Genomic DNA, 24,614 nt, shown 5'->3' with positions numbered 1-24,614 from the left:
TCGCCTCACTTCTTGCGTCCCCGGACGATCAACCGCCGGGAGTGGTTGTCGTACGCGCAACCGTCGAAGCCGCCGAAGCACTCCACGTCCGCGAAGCCGGCGGCCACGAACAGGTCGTGCAGTTCGGCGGCGCTGTAGAGGTAGGACGTCAGGGACGCCGTGCGCGCCGACGTACCGCGCACCAGCGTCCAGTCGGTCCGCAGCCTGCGCCAGCTGTCGAAGACGACGTCCCGCTGGACGACGTACGAGCCGTCCGGCAGGTCGACGGCCTGGGGCCGCCCGATCCAGCCGGCCAGAACCTCCTTGCCCATGACGTCCACGAGGAGCTGCCCGCCGGGGGCGAGGCTCTCCCGCGCGTTGCGCAGAACCTGGAGGTTGTCGTCCGGGTCGTCGAAGTACCCGAAGGACGTGAACACGTTCAGGACGACGTCGAATGCCTCGGGAGCCGTGTACGTGAGCATGTCCGCGTGTACCAGCCGCACCTCGGCACCGGCCTCCTCGCACGCGCTTCTCGCCCGCTCCAGCATCGGCTTGCTGAGGTCGACGCCGGTGACGTCGAATCCCCGGCCGGCCAGCGGCACCACGAACAGACCCGGACCACAGCACAGGTCGAGCACCCTGGACCCGGGCGGGAAGTCAAGGAGAGGTGACGTGGCCACCAGGTCGGCAACGGACTCCGCGCGCGCCGGGGAGAACATGGTGGGCGCGAAGTCGGACCATAAAGAGTCGTCCTCGTACCACTTCAAAATGCTCGGCCTCCCTCTGGGACCCCATGGGCTCCTGCTGGCAGCTCCTGTCGCTCCCGTCATTTCAGTAGTCGGCCGCTTCCGGCAGTTGGTTCCCGGCAGTTCACGACGGCGGCGACGCTTCGGCATCGCACGCGGTCGGCTTCAACACCCCTTCTGTTCCGGCTCGTTGCCATGAGATGGTGCACACGAGCCGACGGGAGCGGGAGGCCCGGTCGCCATCGGTACCGATCCGGCAGGAGTACCCGTGACGCGAGAGGCGCGGATGCGAGGATGAACCCGCCATGACTGTCGGGTGGGGCTGTCGTGCGATACGGGCCGCGGTGTTCGCAGCCGTCTGCGCCCTGCTCGCCGCCCTGGGACATCGCATGATGTCCGGCTCCGCTGTGCCCCGGTGGGCCATCGCCGCGGCACTCCTGGGGGCCGGCGGCGCGGCATGGTGCCTGACCGGGCGAGAGCGCGGCCTCCCCCTGGTCGCCTCCGTCGCGATGGCCGCCCAGACCGGCTTACACGTGTGGTACTCGCTGGCCCGGACGGCGACGCGATCCCACCAGCCGGCCCCGGCCACGCCCACCGTCCACCACCCCGCCCTGGCGGACGGCACGCCGCTGGACCACATGGCCCACCTGGGGCATACGGGCCGCGACATGGCAGGCATGTCGTCGACCGGCATGCTCGCGGCCCACATACTGGCCGCGCTGCTGTGCAGCCTGTGGCTCGCGTACGGCGAACGCGCCGCCTTCCGCATCCTGCGGACACTCGCCGGATGGCTCCTCGCACCGCTGTGGCTGCCCCTCCTGCTGTTCGCCCCACTGCACCGTCCGCGCATCCGCACCCGACGGAACCGATCCGCCCGTACGCCGCGGCAGTTCCTCCTCGTCCACACCCTCACTTCTCGGGGGCCGCCCGCCGGGACCGCCGCCGTCTGACAGCCGGTTCTCCGCTGCCGCCCCGGCTCCCCGCGTCCGGACGGCTCATGCACCGGCCGTACGCCTGCGCGCGGTCGTACATCGTTCGCCTCTACGTGGTCCCACGCCATCACAGGACCCGTTGCCTTTCGCCGCCGGGTCCGGATCCCGAGAAGGACGCCAGATGATCGCTCCTGCCCCGCCCGCCCCGCCCGACGAGTCGACAACGGCCTGGGCACTCGCCGCCCGCAGCGGTGACGCCGAAGCGGTCGAGCGCTTCGTGCGGTCCCTGCACCGCGACGTCCGCCGCTACGTGACCAGCCTGGGTGTCGACCCCCAGTCCGCCGATGACCTGACCCAGGACACGTTCCTGCGGGCCCTCACCAGCCTGCACCGCTTCGAAGGGCGCTCCTCGGCCCGTACCTGGCTGCTGACCATTGCCCGGCGCGCGGTGCTCGACAGTCTCCGGTACGCCGCTGCCCGGCCCCGTCTGTCGGGCACCGACGACTGGCAAGCCGCCGCCGAACGCGCCCAGCCGCACGGCCTGCCGGGTTTCGACGAGGGCATCGCCCTCGCCCAGTTACTTGGGCTGCCCTACGCGGAAGCGGCACTCGTCAGCAACTGCCCGGTGGGGACGGTGCGCTCCCGAGTGGCACGCGCCCGCACCTGCCTGATCGAGTTGCTGAACGACGCCGAGCACCCCACGCCGATGCGCTCCGCGGCCTGACCGCCGGCACCGTAGCCACCCGCGCAGCACTGAGCCAGGAGATCACGAAGGGCCCGGCCCCCTGAGCCGTCAGACCCTTCGCCCCCGCAGCGGCAAGCCCGAGCGGGGCTTTCCCGACAGAAGCGGTACTTCGAGCTGATCCGGGAGGGTGCAGGGGCGCGGCTGCCGCCCGCGCGGTGGAGTGTCCACCAGCCCTGTCGCGCCTCGGCAGTGCGGCCCACGCCCGCGCACAGACGTGGGCCGCGTGGAACCGGGCCGACGAGGACCCCGCCGGGAGGTCAGGGCCGCACGGCCGGGCGGCTGGTGCGCTTGCGGTGGATCAGCCCGAGCAGCGCGTCGAGGATGCCCCCACATGCGGTGGCCGAGCACGATCCCGACGGTCAGGCCGAGCGCGATGACCGCGAGGACGATCTGGTTCGCCAGGCCGGACAGGGTGCCCATCCCACATCGCAGGCATCTCCCTCCGGCCCGCCCGATGACCCCCACGAAATCGATCAGCCCCAGGTGAGCGGATCAAGATGAAGGTAAAAGCGCAGGCGGTCGTGGTCCAGGGCGATGCCGTACCTCTCGGCGAACGCCATGTCCGCGGCTCGCCCCCGCTCCTCGTCCGTCCACGTCTCTCGCGCGTTGGCGAGCAGCAGCGCCAAGTCGGCGTAGCGGTCGGCCAGTCCGAGGCGGCCCAGGTCGATGAAGCCCGACACCCCCAGGGTCCGCGGATCCAGGATGATGTTGGGCAGGCACAGGTCTCCGTGGCAGACGACCGTGTCGGCGGCTTCCTGCTCCCGCCGCCGTGGAACCTGCCGGGTGAGGCGGTCCAGCAGCTCCGCAGTGGGCGTGTGCTCCTGCTCGACGGGGAGGAACTCCGGGTCGACGGCGTCACGGGCCACGACGTCGCGCGCCACGGCGACCACAGCGTCCAGGTCCCGGTGGAACGGACACTGCGGCACAGGCACCTCGTGCAGTCGGCGGACCGCATCCGCGATGCGTTCCCAGGCGACCCACAGGTCCTCAGCGGGCACCTGATCAGCAGGTACGCCAGAAACGGCACTGGTCACCAAGCAGGCGCCCGCGTCACCGGAGTGCCAGTCGAGCACTCGAGGACCAGGTACACCCTGACCGCTCAGCCACACGACCCGGTCGCGCTCGGCTTCAAGGCCGGCTGCATCCGCAGCGGGCACGCACTTGGCATACCGAGTGGCGTCCGCGCTGCGAAAGACAGCAGCTCCCGACTCGCCCGCGGTGACAGGCAACCAGCCGCCGTCATCCACGCCGAGCAGCACCGGCGACATGGTCCGAGTTCCGCGGCGGTCGCTCATGGCGGCCACTTCGGCCGGCCCTGCTATTGGCCCGGTACTGCAGGACCTCTGCCGTCACCCTGTGCCTGGTGTCCGGCAAGGCGTGATCCGGAAGAAATGGCCTGGGCGGACGATGTGTCGGGGCGGGCGTCGTACGTGGCGCGGGCGGCGTCGATGTGTGCCAGGTGCATCGTGCTCCACTCCAGCAGGGGCGCGGTGGCTTGGCGGAGGGTGTTGCCCATCGGGGTGAGCTCATAGCTGACATGCGGCGGCATGACGTTGTGGACAGTCCGCGTGAGGATTCCGTCGCGCTCCAGGCTGCGCAGGGTGACGGTGAGCATGCGCTGGCTGATTCCGTCGATGGCTCGCTTGAGTTCGGTGAAGCGGCGAGGCCCCTGGCTGAGGTCGCGTACGACCAGCAATGACCATTTGTTCCCGACGATGCCGAGCACTTCGCGGGCCCGGCACGGGTTCTCCTGCCGTGCCGGCCGCGACTCGCTGTCAGCTGCGGTCATGGTTACCTCCAGGGAACCGGGGCACTGAAATGTGCCTTATTGCTCGACGCGTGACAGGTGCACCACGATGACATCGGTTCTCGAAGGGTACCGAGGCGCGAACGGGAACCGCTATGTCCCCACACCTCCGCGCCCCGAAGAGGAGGACCGTCCCGATCATGTCGACATTCCTGCTGGTCCACGGTGCTTGGCACAACGGGCGGTGCTGGGAGCGGGTGGTCCCGCTGCTGGAGTCGGCCGGACATCGCGTGTTCACGCCGTCGCTGACCGGCTACGGCGACAAGGCGCACCTGCTCGGTCCCGAGGTGGGGCTCGACACGCACGTCGAGGACGTCGTCAAGCTGATCCACGAAGAGGACCTGGCCGAGGTGGTAATCGTGGGTCACAGCTACGCCGGACTGGTCATCTCGTCCGTGGCCAACGAGGTTCCGGAACGGATCGCGCACCTGGTGTACCTGGATGCGATGGTCCCGGAGCACGGCGAGACCGCCGTCGACGTCCAGCCCATGACTCAGGACCTGATCGACCTGGCCGCGATGTCCGACAGTGCCTGGCGCGTTCCGCCACTGCCCGAGATGCCTCCGCCCCTCGGTCTGTTCGGGGTCACCGACCCGGCGGACGTCGCGTGGCTGCGCACGATGCTCTCCGACCAGCCGGTGCGCTGCCTGGAGCAACCGGTCCGGCTGGACAACCCGGCCGTGAACCTGATTCCGCGTACGCACATCCACTGCGTCGGCGTGGAGCCGGAAGGCATCACGCGGCGGCCCGTCGCCGCACTTCAGCCCAACGGTTCTCCGGCACGGGTGTGGGAACTGCCGACCGGGCACGATTGCATGATCACCATGCCGACAGAGCTGAGCGAACTGCTGCTCAAGCTCGACCTCTAGCATCGTCCGGCCGTCGAGCAGCAGGCAGGACGACTGCTTCTGCTCACGCCAGGGTCGTCCTCGTCCACTGGCTGGTGCGGGGCTCTTGCGGGTCAGGCGCCGGGTCATCATGGTGACGAGGACCCGGTCCACGAGGTCGCCGGCACAGCCGCCGTCGGCCCACGCCTGGGTGATCTGCGGCTGGGTGAGCCGCAGGCGCCACAGGCGCGCCTCGGCCGGCTCAGCGCCCACCTCGATCGAGACGGCCCGCGTCCAGCGCCGCCGTGAGACTGAAGCCACGCATGCGGCCGCCCACGGCGGGCCAGGCTCAGGATGCGTCAGCGACGTCGCCGGTGCCGGCCGCTTCGTCCTGCACCATGCCGAGGAAGCGCCGGATCGCTTCGACCGGCATGTCGAGCCCGTCGGACGCGGACTGCTCGTCACCGAACACCTGCACAGCTTCGGTGACGGCCGCAGCCAGTTCGACCTCCGCCTTGCGGACCTTCGCCTCGGCCTTGTCCACGGTATCGACCACCGCCAACTGGCGGCGCTGCTTCTCCTGAAGCCTCTGCTTGCGGGAAAGGGTCTTGTCAGAGTTCTGCACGGACATGACCAAGATCATAAGCAGTGTGCGCGCACACCCGACGCCCCTCTGCCGCCTCCGAAAACCCGGACAGTCGATTTGCCCGGACTCGCCCACGTACGCCATCCGAATCCGGCTGATCAGCGCGCGGATCGCCGGTGCGGCGAACCACGCGGTCCGCATCAACGCCGTGCGCACCGTGAGGATCCTGGCCGTCGGTGCCGCGCCCCGCGCCCTGGAGGATGAGCACAGCCACGCAGCCGGCCATGGGGTTGTGATCCTTGGTCACCCCGGAGGACGACCGCCGGCCGCGGGCGCGTCACCGGCCCGCCGACCCGCACCACCCGGCCCGCAGCAGTGACCTGATCACCTCGACTGTCCCCGGGATCCGCCATCTGGCGGGTCGCCGGGATCCTCCGACCGGTGCCGGGCGCCGGGGTGGAGTCGGTCAGGGCCGGCCAGCCAGTGGTGGACGGTGAGCGCGGTGGTACGGGCGTGCTCCTCCAGCACGGTGAAGTGGTCACCGGGCACGGTGACTTCGGCATGCGGCAGGCTCCAGACCGGGGCGGGCTCCGTGCCGGGCAGCGGGTCCCGGGCCCGTACGAAGAGGGTGGGGGAGTCGAGTGGCGAGGGCTCCCAGTCGGCGAACAGCTCGAAGTACCCGGCCATGGCGGTGAGCCGGTCCGGGGTGGCCGAGGGGAACTCCGCGGCCCGGTGCAGCATGTCCGACGTCATCGCGGAGAGCGCCTGCCCACGGTCGTCACCGTTCGGATAGGTGTCCACCAGGACGACGGCGAGCGGGGCGCAGCCTTCGGCCTCCAGCCGCCCGGCCACGGCCTGGGCCACCCAGCCGCCGGCCGAGCGGCCCAGCAGGACCACCGGTCCGCCACCCGCGACCGCGCGGACCGCGGCGGCCTGAGCGGTGACGAGGGCGTCCAGAGTGGCCGGCAGTGCCTCCCCGGCCGCGAACCCCGGGTGCCGCACCGCCGATACCGGCCGCAGACCCCGCAGCCCGGCGCCGAAGCGCGCGTATTCCCGGGGCCCCGAGAGCGCGCTGAGGGCGGGGAAGCAGACCAGCAGGGGCCCCGCGCCGCCCGGTGCGAGCGTGACGGGGCCGAGCGCCGCACGGGGCGCGTCGGCCGTGTCGAAGACCGGACGCAGGCGCGCGGCGATGGTGAGCAGCGCCATGCCGTCCCACGTCCGCCCGCGGTCGCAGGCGGTACGGAAGAGCGCCCCCAGGGAGGCATCCGAAGCAGCTGCGGCGTCCGGGCCGCCCGCCACCCGCACCGGGGCTTGCGGCCGGCCGGCCACCTCGGGACCGCCGGAAACACCGTCGTCCCCCGGACGGCCGGAGCCGTCCGGATGGCCGGCGGCAGCCGGCCCTCCTGGGGCGCCGGGAGGCATCGCCTCCCGGGCGTACCGCTCCGCCAGCTCGGCGGCGACCGCTCGCGGGGTCGGGAAGTCCAACAGCAGCGTGGCCGGCAGCGCCAGCCCCGTCGACGTCACGAGCAGGTTGCGCAGCTCGACCGCGGCCAGGGAGTCGAGCCCCAGGTCTGCCAGCAGATCGTCCCCGTCGATCGTGCCCGCCCCCTCCGGGTGACCCAGTACCGAGGCCGCCAGGGCCCGTACCTCCGTGAGCAGCAACCCGCCCCGCTCACCCGGGGAAGCGGCCGCCAGCCGTCGGCCGAGCGGAGCCCCGCCCCCGCCGCCCGCGCCCGCTGCGGCGGAGAAGGGCGCCCGGGACCGGTCCACCGCCGGATCGCCGCCGCTGGGGGCGCCCGGATCGAGGCGGGCCGCCACCACCACCGGGTCGTCACCCGCCACCGCGGAGTCGAAGAGGGCCAGGCCCTCGTCCTCCTCCAACGGGCCGAACCCCGAGCGGGCCATCCGCCGCAGGTCCGCGTCGCCGAGGTGCGCCGTCATGCCCCCGTGCTGCCGCCAGGGACCCCAGACGATCGACGTACCGGGCAGACCGAGCCGCCTGCGGTGCTGTGCCAGCGCGTCCAGCACGCAGTTGGCAGCCGCGTAGGTGGCCTGACCGGCGGAGCCGAAGACACCCGCCACCGAGGAGAACAGCGCGAACACGGACAGGTCGCACCCCCGGGTCAGCTCGTGCAGGGCGAGGGCGGCGTCCGCCTTGGGCCGCAGCACCCGCTCCAGACGACCGGCGGTGAGCGCCGGGACGATGCCGTCGTCCAGCACCCCCGCGGCGTGCACCACGCCGGTCAGCGGATGGGCCGCCGGCACCGAGTCGAGCAGGGCGGCGAGCGCCGTCCGGTCCGCGACGTCGCACGCCCGGACGGTCACCTCGGCGCCCGACCCGCCCAGTTCCGCGACGAGTTCCTTCACCCCCGGCGCGTCCCGTCCGCGTCGGCCGGCGAGCAGCAGATGCCGGACGCCATGGGCGGCGACCAGGTGCCGTGCCACGAGCATGCCCAGGGAACCGGTGCCGCCGGTGACCAGGACGGTGCCCTCCGGACCGAGCCGTCTTACGGGCCGTTGTTCCTCCCCCGTCCCGGTCACCCGTACCAGCCTCGGTACGTACGCCGTTCCCCGCCGTACGGCGATCTCCGGCGCCGCGGCGGCCAGCAGGGCGGGGAGCAGGCGCCAGGAGTCGGGATGACCGTCCATGTCGACCAGGGCGAAACGGCCCGGATTCTCCCGCAGGGCCGAGCGGACCAGCCCCCATATCGGCGCGTGGGCCGGCACGGACGTGCTTGCACCGGATGCGCCGGAGTCTCCTGAATCAGTGCCGCCGGCCACCGCACCGCTGGCGGCCGCACCGCCGGCCACCGCACCGCCGTCGGCTGGGCCTCCGGTGTGCGGGGCGACGGCGCCGGAGGTGACGAGGACGAGGCGGGAGTCCGCCGGACGCGGTTCGGCGAGCCACTCCTGTACCAGTTTCAGTGCCCAGCCCGCCGCCCATCGGGTCTTCGCCGCCGGGTCCCGCGTGCCACCGGTCGTCTCCGGTGGTGGCGGGCACGGTGCGACGAGGACGGCCGGGGCCGAGCCGCCCGCCTCCGGGCCTGCGTACACCGCAACGCCGGAGCCCGAGGGCGCGAGCACGTCCACCAGCGGTGTGCCGGCCGCTCCCAGAACGCCCCACGGGGGCAGCGCCGCGGGTACGGGAGGCTCGGGCAGCGGCACCCAGTCCATCCGGTGGAGCACCCCGGTGACCGCAGCAGCCGTTCCCGGTCCGGTGCGCGGAAGGGGCCGGAGCGCCAGCGAACGTACCGCCGCCACCGGCGCGCCCGACGCGTCGGTCAGCTCCACCCCGGCCCGCCCGTCCGGCCCGGGCGTGATTTTCACCCGCAGCCGCCGCGCGCCGGCCGTGTGCAGCCGCACCCCGCTGAAGGCGAACGGCAGGGACACCCCGCCGCCGCCCGTCCCGCCGGGCCCGAAGGCGCGGCCGTCGAGCGCCAGGGCGTGCAGCGCCGCGTCCAGCAGGGCGGGATGGAGCACGAATTCCGGGCCGCCGGCTTGCGGGAGCGCAGCCCCTGCGGCCTCGGGCAGCGCGACCTCGGCGTACAGCTCGGCCCCGACTCTCCAGGCCGCGCGCAGACCACGGAAGGCGGGGCCGTAGCTCAGCCCGTTCCCGGCCAGCCGCTCGTACGGATCGGCGTCCGGCCGGCCGGCGTGCAGCGGTACCGCGCCCGGCGGTGGCCAGGGCCCGCTGCCGGCCCCGGCGGCAGCCGCTTCGCGGTCCGCCGGCTGCGGCTCCGGCACGAGCGTCCCGGAGGCGTGCCGCTGCCAGGGCCGGTCACCGGCCGGCGTGTGCGGCCGGGCGTGGAAGACCACGGCCCGCCGTCCCGCGCCGTCCGGCCCGGACACCTTCACCTGCAGCTCGACCGTGCCGTCCGCAGGCAGCGACAGCGGCGCGGTCAGGGCGAGTTCGTCCAGGACGGGCGCGCCGGCCGACGCACCGGCGTGCAAGGCCATCTCCACGAACGCGGCCCCCGGCAGCAGCACCGATCCGGCCACCACATGGCCGGCCAGCCAGGGCTGGTCGTGCACCGAGAGCAGCCCGCTCAGCAGCAGCCCGTCGTCGTCGGCCGTCGGGGTGCGGGACGGCAGGAACGGATGGGCCGACGCGTCCGGTGGGGGAGCGGAGCGGTGCCGCGGGGTGGCGTCGAGCCAGTACCGGCGGCGCTGGAAGGCGTACGTGGGCAGGGTGACGCGCCGCCCGCCGCGCCCGGCGAAGACGGCCCGCCAGTCCACGGGCACGCCGTGGGTGTGCAGCGCGGCCACCGTGCCGAGCAGGGCGTCCGCCTCCGGCCGCGCCCCGCGCAGGGTCGGCAGGACCAGCGGCGCCGGGGTCCGCTCGCCGCCGGGCGCTCCGTCCCCGCCCGGGTCCGCCGGAGCCGGTCCGGGCGGGGTGAGGCAGCCGCGGACCAGACCGGTGAGCACCCCGTCCGGGCCCAGCTCGACGTAGTGCGCCGCGCCCCGGTTCCGGAGGTGTTCCACCGATTCGGCGAAGCGGACCGGGCGGCGGACGTGGTCCACCCAGAACTGCGGTGTGCTCAGCTCCTCGTAGCTGGCCGCCCGGCCCGATACGGCGGTGACCAGGGCAAGCCGCGGCGTGGCGAAGGACAGGCCCCGTACGACCTGCGCGAATTCGGCCAGCACGGGTTCCATCCGCGCGGAGTGGAAGGCGTGGCTCACCCGCAGCGGTGTCGTGGACCGGCCCCGCTCCCGGAAGTACGCGACGGTCTTCTCCACCGCTGCCTCGTCCCCGGAGACGACCACCGAGGCGGGCCCGTTGACGGCGGCGATCTCCACCGGGCTCCCCGTCTTCGCCAGCTGGGCGGCCACCTCGTCCGCCCCGGCGGCCACGGCGGCCATCGCACCGCCCGGGGGCAGCGCGTCCATCAGCCGGCCCCGGGCCGCCACCAGGGTGCAGGCGTCCGCGAGGGACAGCACTCCGGCGGCATGCGCCGCGGTCACCTCGCCCACCGAGTGTCCGGCCACCAGGTCCGGGCGTACGCCCCACTCCTCGAGCAGCCGGAACAGTGCCGTCTCCAGGGCGAAGAGCGCCGGTTGCGCGAACCGGGTCGTGTGCAGGAGCACGCCCGTCTCGGTGTCCGGGCCGGCGAACACCACGTCCCGCAGCGGCACCGGCAGCAGCGGGTCGAGCAGGGAGCAGCTCTCGTCGAACGACCGGGCGAAGCCTGGATGCACTCCCCGGGACTCGTACAACTCGCGCCCCATGCCGATGCGTTGGCTTCCCTGGCCGGTGAAGAGGAGGGCCAGCGGGCCCCGGCGGCGGGAGGTACCCGTCCGTACCCGGGGCAGGTGTGAGCCCTCCGCCACCGCCCGCAGGGAGGCGAGCAGCTCCGCGCGGTCCCGGGCCACGACCACGGCCCGGTGCTCGAAGGCCGCGCGGGTGGTGGCCAGCGAGTACCCGATGTCCACCGGGGCCGCGTCCGGGTCGGCGGCCACCTGGTCGTACAACCGCCGCGCCTGGGCTCGCAGTCCCGGCCCGCTCCTCGCCGACACCGGCACCGGCACAGATACCGGTGCCGCCCCGCCGTCGACGCGACCGTTGCCGGCCCCGTCGTCCGCTCCGGCGGCCGGCGGCGGGGTGTCCCGGTCCGCCGGTGCCTCTTCGAGCACCACATGGGCGTTGGTGCCGCTGATGCCGAAGGAGGACACCCCCGCCCGGCGCGGGCGGTCCGTCCGCGGCCACCGAACCGCCCGGTTCAGCAGCGCCAGCCGTCCCGACGACCAGTCGACCCGGCCGGTCGGTTCGTCGGCGTGCAGCGTACGCGGCAGCATGCCGTGTGCCATCGCCTGAACCGTCTTGATCACGCCCGCCACCCCGGCGGCGGCCTGCGTGTGACCGATGTTCGACTTCACCGAGCCCAGCCACAGCGGACGCTCCCGCTCCTGACGCCCGTACGTCGCCAGAAACGCCTCCGCCTCGATGACGTCGCCCAGCCGGGTACCGGTGCCGTGCGCCTCCACCGCGTCGATGTCCCCGGGCGCCAGCCCCGCGTCCGCGAGGGCCTGCAGGATCACCCGCTGCTGTGCCGGGCCGTGCGGTGCCGTCAGTCCGTTGCTCGCCCCGTCCTGGTTCACCGCCGAGCCGCGCACCACGGCCAGCACCGGAAGCCCGGCGCGGCGCGCTTCGGACAACCGGCTCAACAGCAGCATGCCGGCGCCCTCGGCCCACCCCGTGCCGTCGGCGGACGCGCCGAACGCCTTGCAGCGGCCGTCCGGGGACAGCGCCCGCTGCCGGCTGAACTCCACGAACGACAAGGGCCCCGACATCACCGTGACCCCGCCGGCCAGCGCGAAGGAGCACTCGCCGCGGCGCAGCGCCTGGGCTGCCAGGTGCAGGGCGACCAGGGACGAGGAGCAGGCCGTGTCCACCGTGATGGCCGGGCCCTCCAGGCCGAAGGTGTAGGCGATGCGGCCGGAGGCGACGCTTCCGGCGTTGCCGATGCCGAGGTAGCCCTCGACATGCCCGGGTGTCTCCGTGAGACGGCCGGCGTAGTCGCTGTACATCAGCCCGACGTACACCCCGGCCGACGAGCCGCGCAGCGTGCGGGGAACGAGCCCCGCGCGCTCGAACGCCTCCCACGCCACCTCGAGCAGCAGCCGGTGCTGCGGGTCCATGGCCAAAGCCTCGCGGGGGGAGATGCCGAAGAAGCCGGGGTCGAAGCGGTCCACACCGGCCAGGAAGCCGCCCTCGCGCACATACGTCCGTCCGGGCCGTCCGGGGTCCGGGTCGTACAGCGCCCCCGTGTCCCAGCCCCGGTCCGTGGGGAACGGACCGATGGCGTCCGTCCCGTCGGCCACCAGCTGCCACAGCTCCTCGGGGGAGCTCACACCACCGGGATAACGGCAGGCCATACCCACGATCACCACAGGGTCGTCGTCCGGCCGGGCCACGCCCCGGTGCGCGGTCCCGGCGCCGGACGGCGCGGTGGCGCTCCGCGAACGAAGGTGGGCGGCGAGCGCGGCGGCCGTGGGGAAATCGAAGGCGACGGCCTCGGAGAGCGGAAGGCCGGTCGCGGCCGACAACCGCTCCCGCAGCACCGTGGCCGTCAGCGAGTCCATGCCCAGATCGCGCAGCGCCGTTTCGGGTTCCACCGCCTGGGCCGTGCACCCGAGCACGGCCGCCGCCTCGCCGCGCACCAGGGCCAGCAGGTCCGCCGCCGGCTCCCCGGCCGCCCCGGTGCCCAGCGTCCGCGCGGGCCGGTCGGCGAGGGCGTGCCGCCGGATCTTCCCGGACGCGGTACGGGGAATGTCCTCCACCTCGTACAGTTCGGCGGGCACTTTGACAGCGGACAGTTCCGCACGGCAGGCGGCCAGGACCGCCCCCCGGTCCAGCACACCGCCGCCCGGCCGGGGGACCAGATAGCCGACCGGCACCTCGCCGAAGACGGGGTGCGGGCGTCCCGTCACGGCGGCGTCCGCCACACCGGGCAGCCGCCGCAGCACCGCCTCCACCTCCGACGGGTGGATGTTCGCCCCACCCCGGATGATCAGCTCACTCGTCCGGCCGGTGATCACGAGTTCGCCGGAGGCCTCGATCCTGGCCAGGTCCCCGGTGCGGAACCAGCCGTCGCGCAGTACCTCGGCGGTGGCCTCCGGCCTGCCGTGGTAGCCGGCCATGACCCCGGGGCCGCTCACCCACAGTTCGCCCTCTCCGGTGTCCTGTCCGTCCGCGCCTCCACCGACCCGGACCCGGGTGCCGGGCAGTACCCGGCCGCACGACCCGGGCGCCGAGGTGTCGCCCGGTGCCGCCATGGTGACCGGGCCCGCTTCGGTGCTGCCGTAGTGCTCGAGGTAGGGGGTGCGGCAGATCGCCTCGAAGGACCTGCGGAACTCCGGCCCCGCCGGGGCGCCTGCGCTGACGCAGCCCCGCAGCGCGGGCGTCCCGAGTCGGCGGTCGTCCGTCTCGCCCTCCTCGCCCTCCTCGCTCCGGACGGCGTCGAGCAGGGCCGAGTACGTCGTCGGTACCCCGCCGAGGAGGGTGTAGGGGGCGTCCGTGCGGCGCAGTTCACCCAGTACCTCCGCCACCGAGAACCGGGGCGGGAGCACGGCGCTCGCCCCGGTCGCGGTCACCGCGAGGACACAGACCACCTGACTCATGGCGTGGTGGAGGGGCAACGGCCACAGCACCCGGTCCCGTTGCGACAGGCCGAGGACGCCGACGAGGCCCGCCGCGACCGGCGCCAGGCGGTTGCGCTGCGTGGACAGGACCCCCTTGGGGGCGCCGGAGGACCCGGAGGTGTAGAGCAGCCAGGCCACCTCGTCCAGCCCGAGATCGTCCCGGGCGGGCGTCCCTCCGTCCGTACCCGCCAGCACCTCGTACCGCAGGACGCCGCTGGTCGCCCCGGCCCCGTCCGCGGGCGGGCCGGAGTCCCCGGACGACGGGAGGGCCGCGTCCTCCTCACCGCCCTCGGCCGCCACCACGATCAGCCCGGGGCGGGACAGTAGCCCTCGCCGGCGCCGCAGCCGGGCCTCATCGGTGATGAGCACGCGCGCACCGCAGTCGTCCAGCAGACGATCCAGCTCCGCCCACGTGCTCCCGGGATCCAGCGGTACGCCCACCCCGCTCGCCCGGGTGACGGCGAGCAGGCTCTCGACCGCCTCCACGCGGTTGCCGAGCAGGACGGCCACCCGCTCACCCCGCGCCAGACCGGCCCCCGCCAAGTGGCCGGCCAGCCGCTCGGTCCTGCGCTCCAGGTCCCGGTAGGTCAGCCGCGTACGGCGGTCCTCGAAGGCGACCTTCTCCCCGAGCCGCCGGGCATGCTCCCGAAGCGTCTGGGGAAGCGGCCTGATGACGTCCGCGTCTGTGCTCACTGGCCCGAACCCTCCCGTGGACTCGTAGGTGAGGATGGCGGCGCGCTCCGTCCGGTTCCCTCGGGGCACCGGCACGGGGGACATCGTGACCCGGGCCACCGGCTGCTCAACGACCGTGGGTTGTCCTGGCGTTGGGGCGACGTTGCGGGGGTGGTGGTCCTGGTCAGGCGCGATGCGGGGGGGCAAGGCTTGGGCTGATGGACGCGTGCCGTCGTGGACGCATGACGGCGCCGACCGGGGTGTCTCCATGTTCTTCGTCAAGCGGGGCGGGGGCTTCTTGGTTCGTAGAGGGTTCCGTCGCGGAGCATGGCGAACAGGACGCTGGTGCGGTGGCGGGCGAGGCGGAGGAGGGCCTGGGCGTGGGTTTTGCCTCGGGCTCGGCAGCGGTCGTAGTAGGTGCGGGAGGCGGGATCGTGCAGGGCCGCGAATGCGGAGAGGAACATTGCCCGCTTCAGTTGTCGGTCGCCGCCTCTTGGGGCGTGCTCGCCGTGGATTGATGTCCCGGACTGCCGGGTCGCCGGGGCGAGGCCGGCACAGGAGGCGAGGTGGGCGGCGGTGGGGAAGGAGCTGCCGTCGCCGACGGTGGTGAGGAGGACCGCGGCGGTCCTGACGCCGATGCCGGGCATCGAGGTCGGGACCTCGGCAAGAGGGTGGGCCTCCAGCAGTGCCTCGATCCGGGCTTTCAGGGCCCGGTGTTGTTCGTGGAGGGCGGCCAGCGACTTGGCCAGTGAGGGTACGAGCACATCCAGGGTGCCGGTGCCGGGAACGACGACGGTCTGCTCGTCGAGGGCGGTGAAGATGTCGTCGGCCAGCCGTTCGGCCATGCGTGGGGCCCGGGGGCTGAGGACCTCGATGAGCTTGCGGCGGCCGGCTTCGCGGAGTGCTTGCGGAGATCCGTAGCGCTCGAGGGGCCAGGTGACGGCGGGGTGGTCCAGGCGCGGGCCCAGGACGCGTTCGAGGCTGGGGCGGAACTGGGTGAGCAGGCCGCGGATGCGGTTGGAGGTGCGGTTGGCCTCGCCGGCCAGGTCCTGGTCGAAGCCGACGAGCATGGTCAGCTCGGCGGTGACCTCGTCGGTCAGGTCGAGGGTGCGCAGGGTGTGGGGCATGGTGCGGGCGGCGTCCGCGATGACGGCCGCGTCCTTCGCGTCGGTCTTGGCCTCGCCGGGGGAGAGGTCGGCAATCCTTCGCATCGCCAAACCGGGCAGGTAGGCGACCTCGCAGCCTGCGTCCCGGGCGACCGTGAGGGGGAGGGCGCCGACGGAGGCGTGCTGGTCCACGACCACCAGAACCTGCCCGAACTTGTCGCGGAGCTTGTCGAGGACCGCCCGCAGCTGGGGTTCGCTGTTGGGCAGCGGCTTGTCGAAGACCTTCTTCCCGGCCGGGGTCAGGCCGTGGCCGGGATGTGTGCTCCGACGTCCAGGCCGAGGAGGATGCCCACCCCATCGATGCTGATCACCGTGCCCCCACATGCGTCGATGCCGCGCTGGCCTCGCGTCGGGGCCGTTCTCGCGCATCCACGTTATGCAGACCCTGCCGCCCCGCAAGCAGCCGGGCGTTGCGCCGGGCCGGACGGTGGCCGGACCTCTGATCAGCGTCTGTGACGACACCCCTCGGGCCGCCACTGGTACAGCGCGACCGCGTCCGCCTTGAACTGCGGCGGACAGTTCCTCCCGATCTCCGCCAAGGACTTCTCCGACTTGCCTGCGCCATCATCTGCTCGAGGCAGCTACGCACCGCATTCTGAAACGAGCAGCAATGCTGCCATCATCGGCGCCGGTAAAACTACCCGCTGGACAGCTCCCACAGGTCATTCGACGCAAGAAGTCCGATGGTCTCCACAGTAGGGGAACATCGGACTTGTCAAATGAGATGGACTGTTGAGGTTACGCTGCTTCAAGCTGAGGTGAAGAACCAAGACCGTGGCAATCGTGCGATTTTCGTGCACCATCACGGCGCTCATCCGCCCAATTCCACAGTGATATTCTTACACCGAGCTGAACATGTGACTTCCTGTTCGGTCACGACCTCGGAAGACGGCCCATCTTGTCTCGTCAGCCGCTTTCAATAGACGCTCCACTCCCTCGAAGGGATAGGCCCTTCCCAGCTGTCGGTGCTCTGTTCAGCCCATTCAGGTGCCACAAACACAGGACGACTGCGAGCGTAGTCTCCATTCTACTGGCAGCGCATTACCAGCCCTAGCCCGGGAAGTCCTGCTTCGCCGTTCAGTCCGATGTGCAAACCTCTCAAACCAAGAGGCAAATGCTTGAGGGAGTCGGCGGTTTCTTCAATCCAAGGGATAAGTTCGGAAGGAAGGCGACCCACCAGGCGAACGCCATTGTAAGAAACTTGGGGACCCCGGCACGCATCGATAGTCACTGCCTTAAGGGTCTTCTCCTCCTTGCAGTAGTAGGTGTCAATGCCCAGCGAGGAGAAAGGAGCCCACTGGGCGTTTTGATCCCACCCGCTGATCGGCTCACCCAGAGTTGCGGCTACTTCATGCACGCTCTGGCCAAATTTTAGAGGGCCCACGCTCTTGAACGGATCCCAATCCCACTGCAAGCGCTCAGCATCCGGAATTATTTCCGTTTCCCACCACATGAAATCCTCAATCCTAAATAAGAGGCGCACGTCGGATTATGTCCGCGGTCGACTTGTCTACTGGTGATCTGGTTTAGTATGCCGGCCCATATCAGCGCATCGGAGCTTTCTGGCGCATGCGGCCCTGCTCGACGAACCGACGGGGCCACATACGGCAAAAAGACGGTGCTGCGTTTCGGAGGGCGGCCACTCGGCAGGCGAGCGTGACGCCTTCATGCTGTTCAGAATCATGGCACCACCCTCTTCCCCATAATCAGGTGTGGACTCCCGGCGCTCGGATAGTATACCTCCATGATCCAGCCTGAAGGGAGGATCGCCTCTACGGTAAGTGTGCAATTCGTCTTTTTGCTTCGCACGTCATTGTCGTTGATGACGGCCTTGGAATGCCTGATCTCCATTTCTTTCATTGCGGCGACATATTTTGTTTCCGTGCGGGAAGATGCAGGGAACCACCCCCTCGGTCTCCATGGGGGAAGTTAAAAGTCTTGGAGAGGCTTCTTCGCCTTTTCGTGCCGGGCGTCGTGCTCGCTGCTCATCGATTGTTTCAGGTCATCCCTACCGGGCTCGGAAATTACTTTCCCACCCGCGTCCCGCATTTCCCTGAATGTCTTATATCTCTTTTCTCTGTGCCGGGGAAGTCTATCGAAGATGTCCTTACTGAACTTGAATGCGTGGTGTCGGGGCCGGATGCCCAGCACGAGTCGCCCGTCCCGCCGGCCTGTGGGTGTTGCCGGGCAGTTCGTCGGGAGAGGATCTTCCCTTGAGCCAGCCCCTGCCGCAGTTGCCGAAGCTCGAGTTCGTCTTGATCCCCGTCGAGGCCCCACCCGAGGTGCCCACTCAGATCGCTGTCGAGCTCGAGAAGACTGGCATCCCAGGCGGGTTGATCGGATACGAGTACCGGCCGTTGAGCCAGCCGGTGTACTTCGGGTGGATCGGTGAGCGAGGGCTGGTCGCCATCGCGACGAGTGGCCTGTTCGGACGTATCGGCGTCGACGTGGCCAGTGGTCATGTGGTGCAGATTCCCACGATCGAGTCAGCGACGGCCAGTCACGTGAACAGGGACCTCGACTCCTTCAACCGATGTGTCGCGGCCGTGATCGCACGCTTCTCGTTCTATGCGGAGGGTGACGAGGAGAGGTGCGAGGCGGTGGCGGAAGAGCTGCGCGGTCTCGTCTCCGGCATGGACGAGGCCGCTCTCGTGCTCGGTGGGTTCTGGGAGACCTTCTGCGACGACGTGGCGATTGGGGACTGTGCGGACTGGGATGCGTGATCTGTCACTGTTCCGCCGGGTTCGGTCAGCCGCCAGGCTCAGACCGGTCGCAGCGATGCAGCCGTCGACGAGGCCGGGGCGGTACTGGATCCCCTTGAGGCGAGGTTTCACGCCCCTGGTGATCTCACCGAGGTCCGCGGCGGCCAGGTTGCCCAGGTCGCGCTTGACCAGCGCCCAGATGCCCTCGGTCGGATCGAGGTCAGGGGCGTAGGCCGGGAGTTGGAAAACGGTCAGCCACTCGGCATTCGCGTCGATGACTTCTTCATACCGGCGGTCAGGTGGAGGCGGACGTTGTCCCAGACCAGCACGATCGGGCCCCGAGCCGGATGCGGGCGCGGACGACCAGGTCGCGGAAATCCCGCCGGCCGAAGCCCTTCGCCTCGTCCTTGGCTTGTTTTTAACCTCGGGCGTGCTGATCGTTGAGCAACTGCGAGACGCGCTGGGGTGAGACACCCAAGACGTGCGCGATGTCCCTGCCGGTGAGGCCGTGCTCGTTGAGTGCTGCCGCTGTGCGCCGTAGCTCTGCTGCGGCCGCCACTTGAGCCTTGTGCGCATCGGCGGTGGCCTGCGTCGATGTCTTGACGCGTTGGTTGAGCTCGTCGCCGAGGTCGATCTTGAGTACGGCCCCATGTTCGACTCCAGGCACCTTGCCTGCCTCCATAAGGACGCGTCCGCGCTCAATCGCACCGTCCAGGCGTCGTACGTAGCTCGGCTCCACTCCGTCCATGTACAGCACCCAACCGTCGCCTGATCGACGTGCGAGGATCCGAGGTGGTTCTACAATCTGACCAGCATCCATGCGAACTCCTCGCGACAGAAGGGGAGTTAGTAGTCTAGACCCGCTAGCCGAAAACATCCAGGGGGGCTAGACGTCCGTTGGGTTGCAGAGTGCTGTCCGCTGCGCACTTGGTTCTGGGGAGCCAGTTCCGGACTCACCGTGGGATCCGAATGGTGCCTCGAACTGGATCGCTCGCCTGGGCATTCGCCGGACGCTGAGGCGGCCTTCGTCTGATCATGTGCTCCGGCCAAGGATGCACGTGACCACGAAGGCCACAAGGGTGAGTCTGCTGCCTGAAACTGATCGGGGGGAAGCGTTCGCGGTGGCGGCACGCTTCCGGGACGACTTATTCGACTGCCTGACCGTACGCGGGAACGAACTATTCGAACCCACGGACGCGTTGCTCTGCGCGGGCGGGCCAGTGACGGCACCGGTGGACCTGACACTGGTGGCCGAGCATCGGCGCGGGCACGGCGCCATGTACGGCGTGTTGAACCGCGGGAACGTCGATGTGCTCCGACTCCGGCAGATGCTGGCTGGCCTGCCTCAGCCGCAGGCCGCTGACGGCCGCCTGGTACTGGTCGTGGACATCAGCCAGTGGCTCCGCCCTGACGCGCCGACCAGCCCGGATCGCTTGTTCTGCCATCTCTACGGCCGCAGCGGCCGGTCCTCGGACCAGTTCATTTCAGGCTGGCCGTACTCCTTCGTCGCCGCGCTGGAAACGGGCCGGACCTCCTGGCGCCAGCTGCTGGACGCCGTGCGCCTGGGCCCGGCCGACGACGTCGCCGAAGCCACTGCCGCCCAGGTCCGCCGGGTGGTCGAGAACCTCATTGACATGGGCCGGTGGCACACGGGCGACCGTGACATCCTCGTCGTCTTCGACGCCGGATACGACGCCCCGCGCATGGCCCACCTCCTGGCCGGCCTGCCGGTCGAGGTCCTCGGGCGGATGCGCTCGGACCGGGTGGTGCGCAAGCCGGTCCCGGTACCGTGGATCTCGCCCCCGCAGGGCGGGCGGCCCCCGAAGCACGGCAAGGAATTCCGCTTCGCCAAGCCTGAGATCTGGGGCGCGCCGGACGCCGCGACGCCACAGGTCACCGACCGGTACGGCACCGCCTGCGTGATGGCCTGGGACCGCATCCACCCCCGGCTAACCACCCGATCGGCGTGGATCGACCACACCGGAGAACTCCCCGTCATCGAGGGCACGTTGCTCCGCCTTCAGGTCGACCGCCTGCCCCGCGGCCACGACCCACTGCCGCTCTGGCTGTGGTCCTCGAAGACCGGCATGACCGGCGAGGACGTCGACGTGCGCTGGCAAGCGTTCCTGCGTCGCTTCGATCTGGAACACACCTTCCGCATGATCAAGCAGACCCTGGGCTGGACCCGCCCCAGACTCCGCACCCCTGAGGCCGGCGATCGTTGGACCTGGCTCGTCATCGCCGCCCACACCCAGCTCCGGCTCCTCCGCCAGGCCGCCACCGACTTGCGGCACCCCGGGGAGAAACCGGCCGAGCCCGGCCGCCTCACCCCGGCCAGAGTCCGCCGCGGGTTCAGAAACCTCCGCCCCCACCTCGCCTGCCCGGCCCGTGCACCCAAACCCTCACGGCCAGGTCCCGGTGCGGCCGCCCGGCTCGAAGAATCAGCAACCCGCTATCCACTACGACGTGGGAAAAACCGCGAAACGCCCCGAGAGTATCACCGAACGAAACCTACCCAGACCATAAAAGACAAGCTTAGAAGCCGTTCTCTTTCCGAACCTCGTGTGACGTTTTTGCTGGTCAAGCGTGAAGCAGCTGCTGCCACGGGAGCCTTGGCTTGTTGCCGGGCGAGAGGTCGTGGAGGTGACGGATGCCGTCGATGCGGGCGGTTCTGGAAGCGCGGCAGAAAGCCGCAGCCGTGCAGGTGAAGCTACTCGAGGCCGAGTTGGAGCGGGTGCGGGCGGCTCTGGCTGAGGCGGAAGAGGTGCACCGACGCCGGGTGATCGGCCTCGAACAGTACTTGGAGGAGCTGGCCGAGGAGGAGGCACCGGCCGACCTGATCGACTCCACGAGCGGATAGAGAACGGCCAGTTACGCCGCCCGTCCAACAGCAGCCCGCGCACATACGCCTGCCCCCACCGCCGCTGATCCGCCCGGAAGAACCCGTCGAACGACTCCGCGGCGAACGCCTCCAGGTCCTCCCGGACTTCGGCCGTCTCCTCAGGTGCCACGCCACCTCAACGACACCCACCGGCAGGCAGACACGCCACTCACAAGTGAAGATGACCAAGCCCTGCTAGCGCTCCGCTGAGAAAGGCCAGCACCACATGTCCGTCGACCAGACCTCCTGGGAGGCCGCGGTACGCCACCTCTTCGAGGACGCGTACCCGTACGACGCCACGGGGCCGCGCCGTCACGAGGACTGGGTCCTCGACGTTCTCGCGCTGATGGCCCGGACCGTCCCGGATCCCCGGGGCTGGACCGGTCTTGACGACGCGGCGCAGCTCCCGGAGCGCGAGGGGCCCCCTACGTATCCGTTCGCCGTCCACCCTCCGGAGTACATTGCGCAGCGTCTCCACGAGATCGACCGGGCCAGCGCCGAGAACCTGCTGCTGGCCCTCACGGACGACGGCTGCACCCTGTCCAACCTGAAGCGCTTTACGGAGAGCGAGGAGGAACTGCGGGCGACGGCACGCACGATCCTCGCGCGGTACGGGGACGCGGCCACCTATCACACCAACGTCAGCAGGCCCGGTCCCGTGCCCGGCACACTCGACTTCACGACGTCGCACTGGGGGTACAGCCCGCTGAGCGACGTCTACTCGGAGGACTGCGGCCTGGTCGTCGTCTCCGACACCGAGGTGGGCATGTTCTGGAACTTCTCCGACTAATGACCCGTCGGAGCGCAGCCCTTGACCAGGAGCGCTGGGACCGCGTCGTGGACGTGGACGATCCCCGGATCCGTCCCCGGCTGCCCCGGCCGAGCCATGAGATGGTGCGCCAAGGCCGCATCTCCCGCATGCCGCGCGGAACGGTCCCGCACCCGGCCGTGGAGATCGCGCGTGCGACCACCCTGCGCGCAGGACGGTTGCTGTTCGGCGGTGCCTGGGACCCCGACTCCGCAGGCGGCCCTCCCCGCACCAGGCTGGCAGCGGACATCGTGGCCGATTCGGGAGGAGTTGCCGAACTGGCCCAGACCGTGTACCGCCTCACCGTCGCCGACTGGCGGATCGCGGTGGCCGCGCCCCGGGCCGTGACGGCCATCGAACACCGCCTGCTCACCGACGTCCCCGAACACCGCCCGGCCGGCCACCCCTACCGCTTCTACCGGCTGCATGACCATCAGCTCCAGCGCATCCGCACCCCGTTCCAGCAGGTCTGCGCCGCCCAGCAGGCCGCGGCGCACAGCCTGCTGGCCACCGCTCCCGACATCGGCATGGACACCAGCCGCGCCGTCCTGGACGCGGCGGCCCACCGGCACATCACCGACCGGACCTGGGCCCCGGCCCCCGCCCCGAGCCCCGCCGTGCGGGGCGCGCTCGCACGAGGGGCCGCCCTGCCTCCGTCGGCCACGTCCGGGAGAGGCGCCCGCCTATGAGCCGAAGCCCGCGCACGGCCGGAGGACCCCGCCCGGCGCCCGGCCCGGCCCGCCGGCGAAGGAACGAGGCGACGCGCTGCAGGCCCGCGCGCCGGCCCGGGCCGGGCCGCGCCGCGATCTTTGCCGTCCAGGTTTCGAGGTCCGTCAGGCCCGACAACGGCCAGGCGCCGTCGGAGCGGTGGCCCGACGGGGCGGACGCGCCCCCGGCTGCCGTACGGCGTCCGCGGTGGGACATCATTCAGGGGGCCCGGACGGAACGCTCACGCTGCTGTGCCCGGCCGCGGGATTTCTCACCGCGGCGGGGGAGTGCGTGACCGTCCGCCTCCCGGACGAGACTCCCGGATGAAAGCAGGCACGACATGCGGTGGACGGTGCACGGTGAACGCACGCTTCACGACACTCCCTGGGTGCGGCTGCGCTCGCTCGACGTGCAGCAGCCGGACGGCACCCGGACCGACTACCACATCGTGCGGCTGCGGGACCTCGCCGTCACGGCGGCCGTGGACGACCGGCGGCGCGTGCTGATGATGTGGCGCCACCGCTTCGTCACGGGCACCTGGGCCTGGGAGCTGCCCATGGGCCTGGTCGAGGACGGCGAGAGCCCGGCGACCGCCGCCGCCCGGGAACTGGAGGAGGAGACGGGCTGGCGCCCGGCCTCGATGCGGGAGCTGGTCTACGCCCAGCCGGCGGCGGGGATCACCGACTCCCGGCACTTCGTGTTCCGCGCGGACGGGGCGCGACGGGTCGCCGAACCCACGGAACGCAACGAGTCGGACCGCGTGGAGTGGATTCCCCTGGACGAGGTCCGCGGCATGATCGCCCGCCGGGAGATCGTCAGCAGCGCCACGCTCGTCGGCGTGATGGCGCTCCTGCTGGACCCGGGCACCGGCCCCACGGGACAGGACTAATGAGCTCGTGCACGGTAGGCAGTGGAGCGTCGAGGACGTCGGCGGGGCTCTATATTCATGTCTACCGTGCTGATGTCAGGTTCGTGGTCTGTTGATGGGACAGCAGGCCGGCGACGGCCTGGACGGTATCGGTGATGTGCTCGCGGCGGCCGAGGTGCCGGGACAGGGCCCGCGAGTTCTTCAGGTGGGTGATGCCGTGCTCGACCCGGATGCGTCGCGAGGAGTGCGCCTTGCGCTGGCGCTCGTGCATCTCCTCGTACCAGTCCGGGGCGTTCCCCTTTAACTTGCGGTGCGGTGAGGTGATCACATGCCCGCCGGTCTGGGCGCCCAGGCCCTGGTAGCCGGCGTCGGCGAGGATCTCCACTGCGGGTCCCTCGGCCAGGAGCGTGACCAGCCCTGACTGGCGGGCGTGGGGGATGTCCGCGCAGCTTCCCGGGCTGGTCGGGCTGCAGAAGAGCACGCGGCCGTCCCCGTCCGCGACGACCATGGTCTTGACGTCGTTCCGCTTGCTCTTGCCGGAGATGAACTTGTCCCGGTCCTTGCGTCCGGCGGCCGGCCTGCGGTCCCGGATCTCGGTGCCGTCGATGATGCCGGTCTTTCCGCCGGCGCCGAGGTGGTCGACTACCTCGGCAAGGGTCCGCAGCCGCACACCTGGGCTGATGGTGCAGCCGCGTTCGGCGAGCAGCGGTCGCACCTCAGCGATGGCGCGGGTGATGGTGGAGCGCTCCACGCCGAACCAGCAGGCGAGCACGTCGTGGGCGGCCCCGTGCCGGAGGTGCACGAGGGTGGCCAGGAGCCGGTCGACGAACACCAGCCGGTGCTTCGCGCCGGCGCCGATCGCCCGCTTCCGCGGCTTGGACGCGAGCCTGGCCTGGTGCCGTTCATGCCACAGCGGTCCCAGCTCGGCCACGAGTTCAGCGATCACGTCGGCCGACAGGCCCGTGCTCCTCCGATCGCTGATGATCGCCGCACGAGACACTTCCCCACCACACAACCATGATCGACGATCACAAGCTCGACGCTTCAC

The 24,614-nt window shown here is 71.0% G+C and carries 15 protein-coding genes and 4 pseudogenes; 9 read left to right on the top strand and 10 right to left on the bottom strand.

The window, feature by feature from the left end:
* Positions 1-5: 5 nt before the first annotated feature.
* On the bottom strand, positions 6-746 hold the full coding sequence (locus tag AB0L29_RS25710) for a class I SAM-dependent methyltransferase (RefSeq protein WP_365830109.1): 741 nt from the start codon (positions 744-746) through the stop codon (positions 6-8).
* Positions 747-1,030: 284 nt separating this feature from the next.
* On the opposite strand from AB0L29_RS25710, the gene AB0L29_RS25705 reads away from it, so the two are divergent.
* Both AB0L29_RS25705 and AB0L29_RS25700 read left to right on the top strand, forming a co-directional pair.
* Entirely contained in the window at positions 1,031-1,675 is a 645-nt protein-coding gene (locus tag AB0L29_RS25705; protein WP_365830108.1) for a hypothetical protein, read from the top strand.
* A gap of 163 nt (positions 1,676-1,838) precedes the next feature.
* Positions 1,839-2,381: a sigma-70 family RNA polymerase sigma factor gene (locus tag AB0L29_RS25700; RefSeq protein WP_365830107.1), complete on the top strand. Its 543-nt coding sequence runs from the start codon at positions 1,839-1,841 to the stop codon at positions 2,379-2,381.
* Between the two features lie 494 nt (positions 2,382-2,875).
* On the opposite strand, the gene AB0L29_RS25695 is transcribed toward AB0L29_RS25700, so the two are convergent.
* Together AB0L29_RS25695 and AB0L29_RS25690 are read right to left on the bottom strand one after the other, a co-directional pair.
* On the bottom strand, positions 2,876-3,670 hold the full coding sequence (locus AB0L29_RS25695) for an APH(3'') family aminoglycoside O-phosphotransferase (protein ID WP_365830106.1): 795 nt from the start codon (positions 3,668-3,670) through the stop codon (positions 2,876-2,878).
* A gap of 137 nt (positions 3,671-3,807) precedes the next feature.
* Positions 3,808-4,191 (bottom strand): annotated as a pseudogene (locus tag AB0L29_RS25690) (helix-turn-helix domain-containing protein); the annotation flags it as partial.
* Between the two features lie 158 nt (positions 4,192-4,349).
* On the opposite strand from AB0L29_RS25690, the gene AB0L29_RS25685 reads away from it, so the two are divergent.
* On the top strand, positions 4,350-5,078 hold the full coding sequence (locus AB0L29_RS25685; protein WP_365830105.1) for an alpha/beta fold hydrolase: 729 nt from the start codon (positions 4,350-4,352) through the stop codon (positions 5,076-5,078).
* Between the two features lie 307 nt (positions 5,079-5,385).
* Here the strand turns inward: AB0L29_RS25685 and AB0L29_RS25680 are convergent, their stop codons facing one another.
* From AB0L29_RS25680 to AB0L29_RS25660, 5 genes and pseudogenes are all read right to left on the bottom strand, one after another.
* Complete coding sequence (locus AB0L29_RS25680) at positions 5,386-5,667, bottom strand: hypothetical protein (RefSeq protein ID WP_365830104.1); 282 nt, start codon at positions 5,665-5,667, stop codon at positions 5,386-5,388.
* A gap of 339 nt (positions 5,668-6,006) precedes the next feature.
* A complete protein-coding gene (locus AB0L29_RS25675; RefSeq protein ID WP_365830103.1) occupies positions 6,007-14,454 on the bottom strand; it encodes a type I polyketide synthase in 8,448 nt (2,815 codons plus the stop codon).
* Positions 14,455-14,711: 257 nt separating this feature from the next.
* Positions 14,712-15,910: pseudogene (locus AB0L29_RS25670) on the bottom strand (IS110 family transposase).
* A gap of 716 nt (positions 15,911-16,626) precedes the next feature.
* Positions 16,627-17,082, bottom strand: a complete 456-nt coding sequence (locus AB0L29_RS25665) for a hypothetical protein (protein ID WP_365830102.1) — start codon at positions 17,080-17,082, stop codon at positions 16,627-16,629.
* A 197-nt stretch (positions 17,083-17,279) separates the two neighbouring features.
* Positions 17,280-17,486, bottom strand: a pseudogene (locus AB0L29_RS25660) (DddA-like double-stranded DNA deaminase toxin); the annotation flags it as partial.
* A 326-nt stretch (positions 17,487-17,812) separates the two neighbouring features.
* Between AB0L29_RS25660 and AB0L29_RS25655 the strand changes: the two are divergent.
* Positions 17,813-18,322 (top strand): SUKH-4 family immunity protein, encoded by a 510-nt coding sequence (locus AB0L29_RS25655; RefSeq protein ID WP_365830101.1) that lies wholly within the window; start codon positions 17,813-17,815, stop codon positions 18,320-18,322.
* A gap of 397 nt (positions 18,323-18,719) precedes the next feature.
* On the opposite strand, the gene AB0L29_RS25650 is transcribed toward AB0L29_RS25655, so the two are convergent.
* Positions 18,720-19,121, bottom strand: coding sequence for a hypothetical protein (locus AB0L29_RS25650; protein ID WP_365830100.1), 402 nt, complete (start codon positions 19,119-19,121; stop codon positions 18,720-18,722).
* Positions 19,122-19,353: 232 nt separating this feature from the next.
* Here AB0L29_RS25650 and AB0L29_RS25645 point away from each other — a divergent pair.
* The 5 genes and pseudogenes from AB0L29_RS25645 (at position 19,354) to AB0L29_RS25625 (ending at position 23,587) form a co-directional block, all read left to right on the top strand.
* Positions 19,354-20,827 (top strand): annotated as a pseudogene (locus AB0L29_RS25645) (NF041680 family putative transposase).
* A 172-nt stretch (positions 20,828-20,999) separates the two neighbouring features.
* Complete coding sequence (locus tag AB0L29_RS25640; RefSeq protein ID WP_365830147.1) at positions 21,000-21,161, top strand: hypothetical protein; 162 nt, start codon at positions 21,000-21,002, stop codon at positions 21,159-21,161.
* A gap of 247 nt (positions 21,162-21,408) precedes the next feature.
* Complete coding sequence (locus tag AB0L29_RS25635) at positions 21,409-21,972, top strand: hypothetical protein (RefSeq protein WP_365830099.1); 564 nt, start codon at positions 21,409-21,411, stop codon at positions 21,970-21,972.
* Positions 21,972-22,679: a hypothetical protein gene (locus AB0L29_RS25630; protein ID WP_365830098.1), complete on the top strand. Its 708-nt coding sequence runs from the start codon at positions 21,972-21,974 to the stop codon at positions 22,677-22,679. The genes AB0L29_RS25635 and AB0L29_RS25630 overlap by 1 nt, the downstream gene beginning before the upstream one ends.
* A gap of 359 nt (positions 22,680-23,038) precedes the next feature.
* On the top strand, positions 23,039-23,587 hold the full coding sequence (locus AB0L29_RS25625; RefSeq protein ID WP_365830097.1) for an NUDIX hydrolase: 549 nt from the start codon (positions 23,039-23,041) through the stop codon (positions 23,585-23,587).
* 61 nt (positions 23,588-23,648) lie between these two features.
* Here AB0L29_RS25625 and AB0L29_RS25620 read toward each other — a convergent pair whose 3' ends face one another.
* On the bottom strand, positions 23,649-24,566 hold the full coding sequence (locus tag AB0L29_RS25620; protein ID WP_365830096.1) for a transposase family protein: 918 nt from the start codon (positions 24,564-24,566) through the stop codon (positions 23,649-23,651).
* Positions 24,567-24,614: the final 48 nt, after the last annotated feature.

It is taken from the genome of Streptomyces sp. NPDC052701 (assembly GCF_040678355.1).
Lineage (GTDB): Bacteria > Actinomycetota > Actinomycetes > Streptomycetales > Streptomycetaceae > Streptomyces.
This window is presented reverse-complemented; position numbering and strand designations above follow the sequence as displayed.

Coding starts and splice junctions, on each gene's coding strand:
- AB0L29_RS25705 (WP_365830108.1), top strand. CDS start 1,031: ATGACTGTCGGGTGGGGCTGTCGTGCGATACGGGCCGCGGTGTTCGCA.
- AB0L29_RS25700 (WP_365830107.1), top strand. CDS start 1,839: ATGATCGCTCCTGCCCCGCCCGCCCCGCCCGACGAGTCGACAACGGCC.
- AB0L29_RS25695 (WP_365830106.1), bottom strand. CDS start 3,670: ATGTCGCCGGTGCTGCTCGGCGTGGATGACGGCGGCTGGTTGCCTGTC.
- AB0L29_RS25685 (WP_365830105.1), top strand. CDS start 4,350: ATGTCGACATTCCTGCTGGTCCACGGTGCTTGGCACAACGGGCGGTGC.
- AB0L29_RS25680 (WP_365830104.1), bottom strand. CDS start 5,667: ATGTCCGTGCAGAACTCTGACAAGACCCTTTCCCGCAAGCAGAGGCTT.
- AB0L29_RS25650 (WP_365830100.1), bottom strand. CDS start 19,121: ATGGATGCTGGTCAGATTGTAGAACCACCTCGGATCCTCGCACGTCGA.
- AB0L29_RS25635 (WP_365830099.1), top strand. CDS start 21,409: ATGTCCGTCGACCAGACCTCCTGGGAGGCCGCGGTACGCCACCTCTTC.
- AB0L29_RS25630 (WP_365830098.1), top strand. CDS start 21,972: ATGACCCGTCGGAGCGCAGCCCTTGACCAGGAGCGCTGGGACCGCGTC.
- AB0L29_RS25625 (WP_365830097.1), top strand. CDS start 23,039: ATGCGGTGGACGGTGCACGGTGAACGCACGCTTCACGACACTCCCTGG.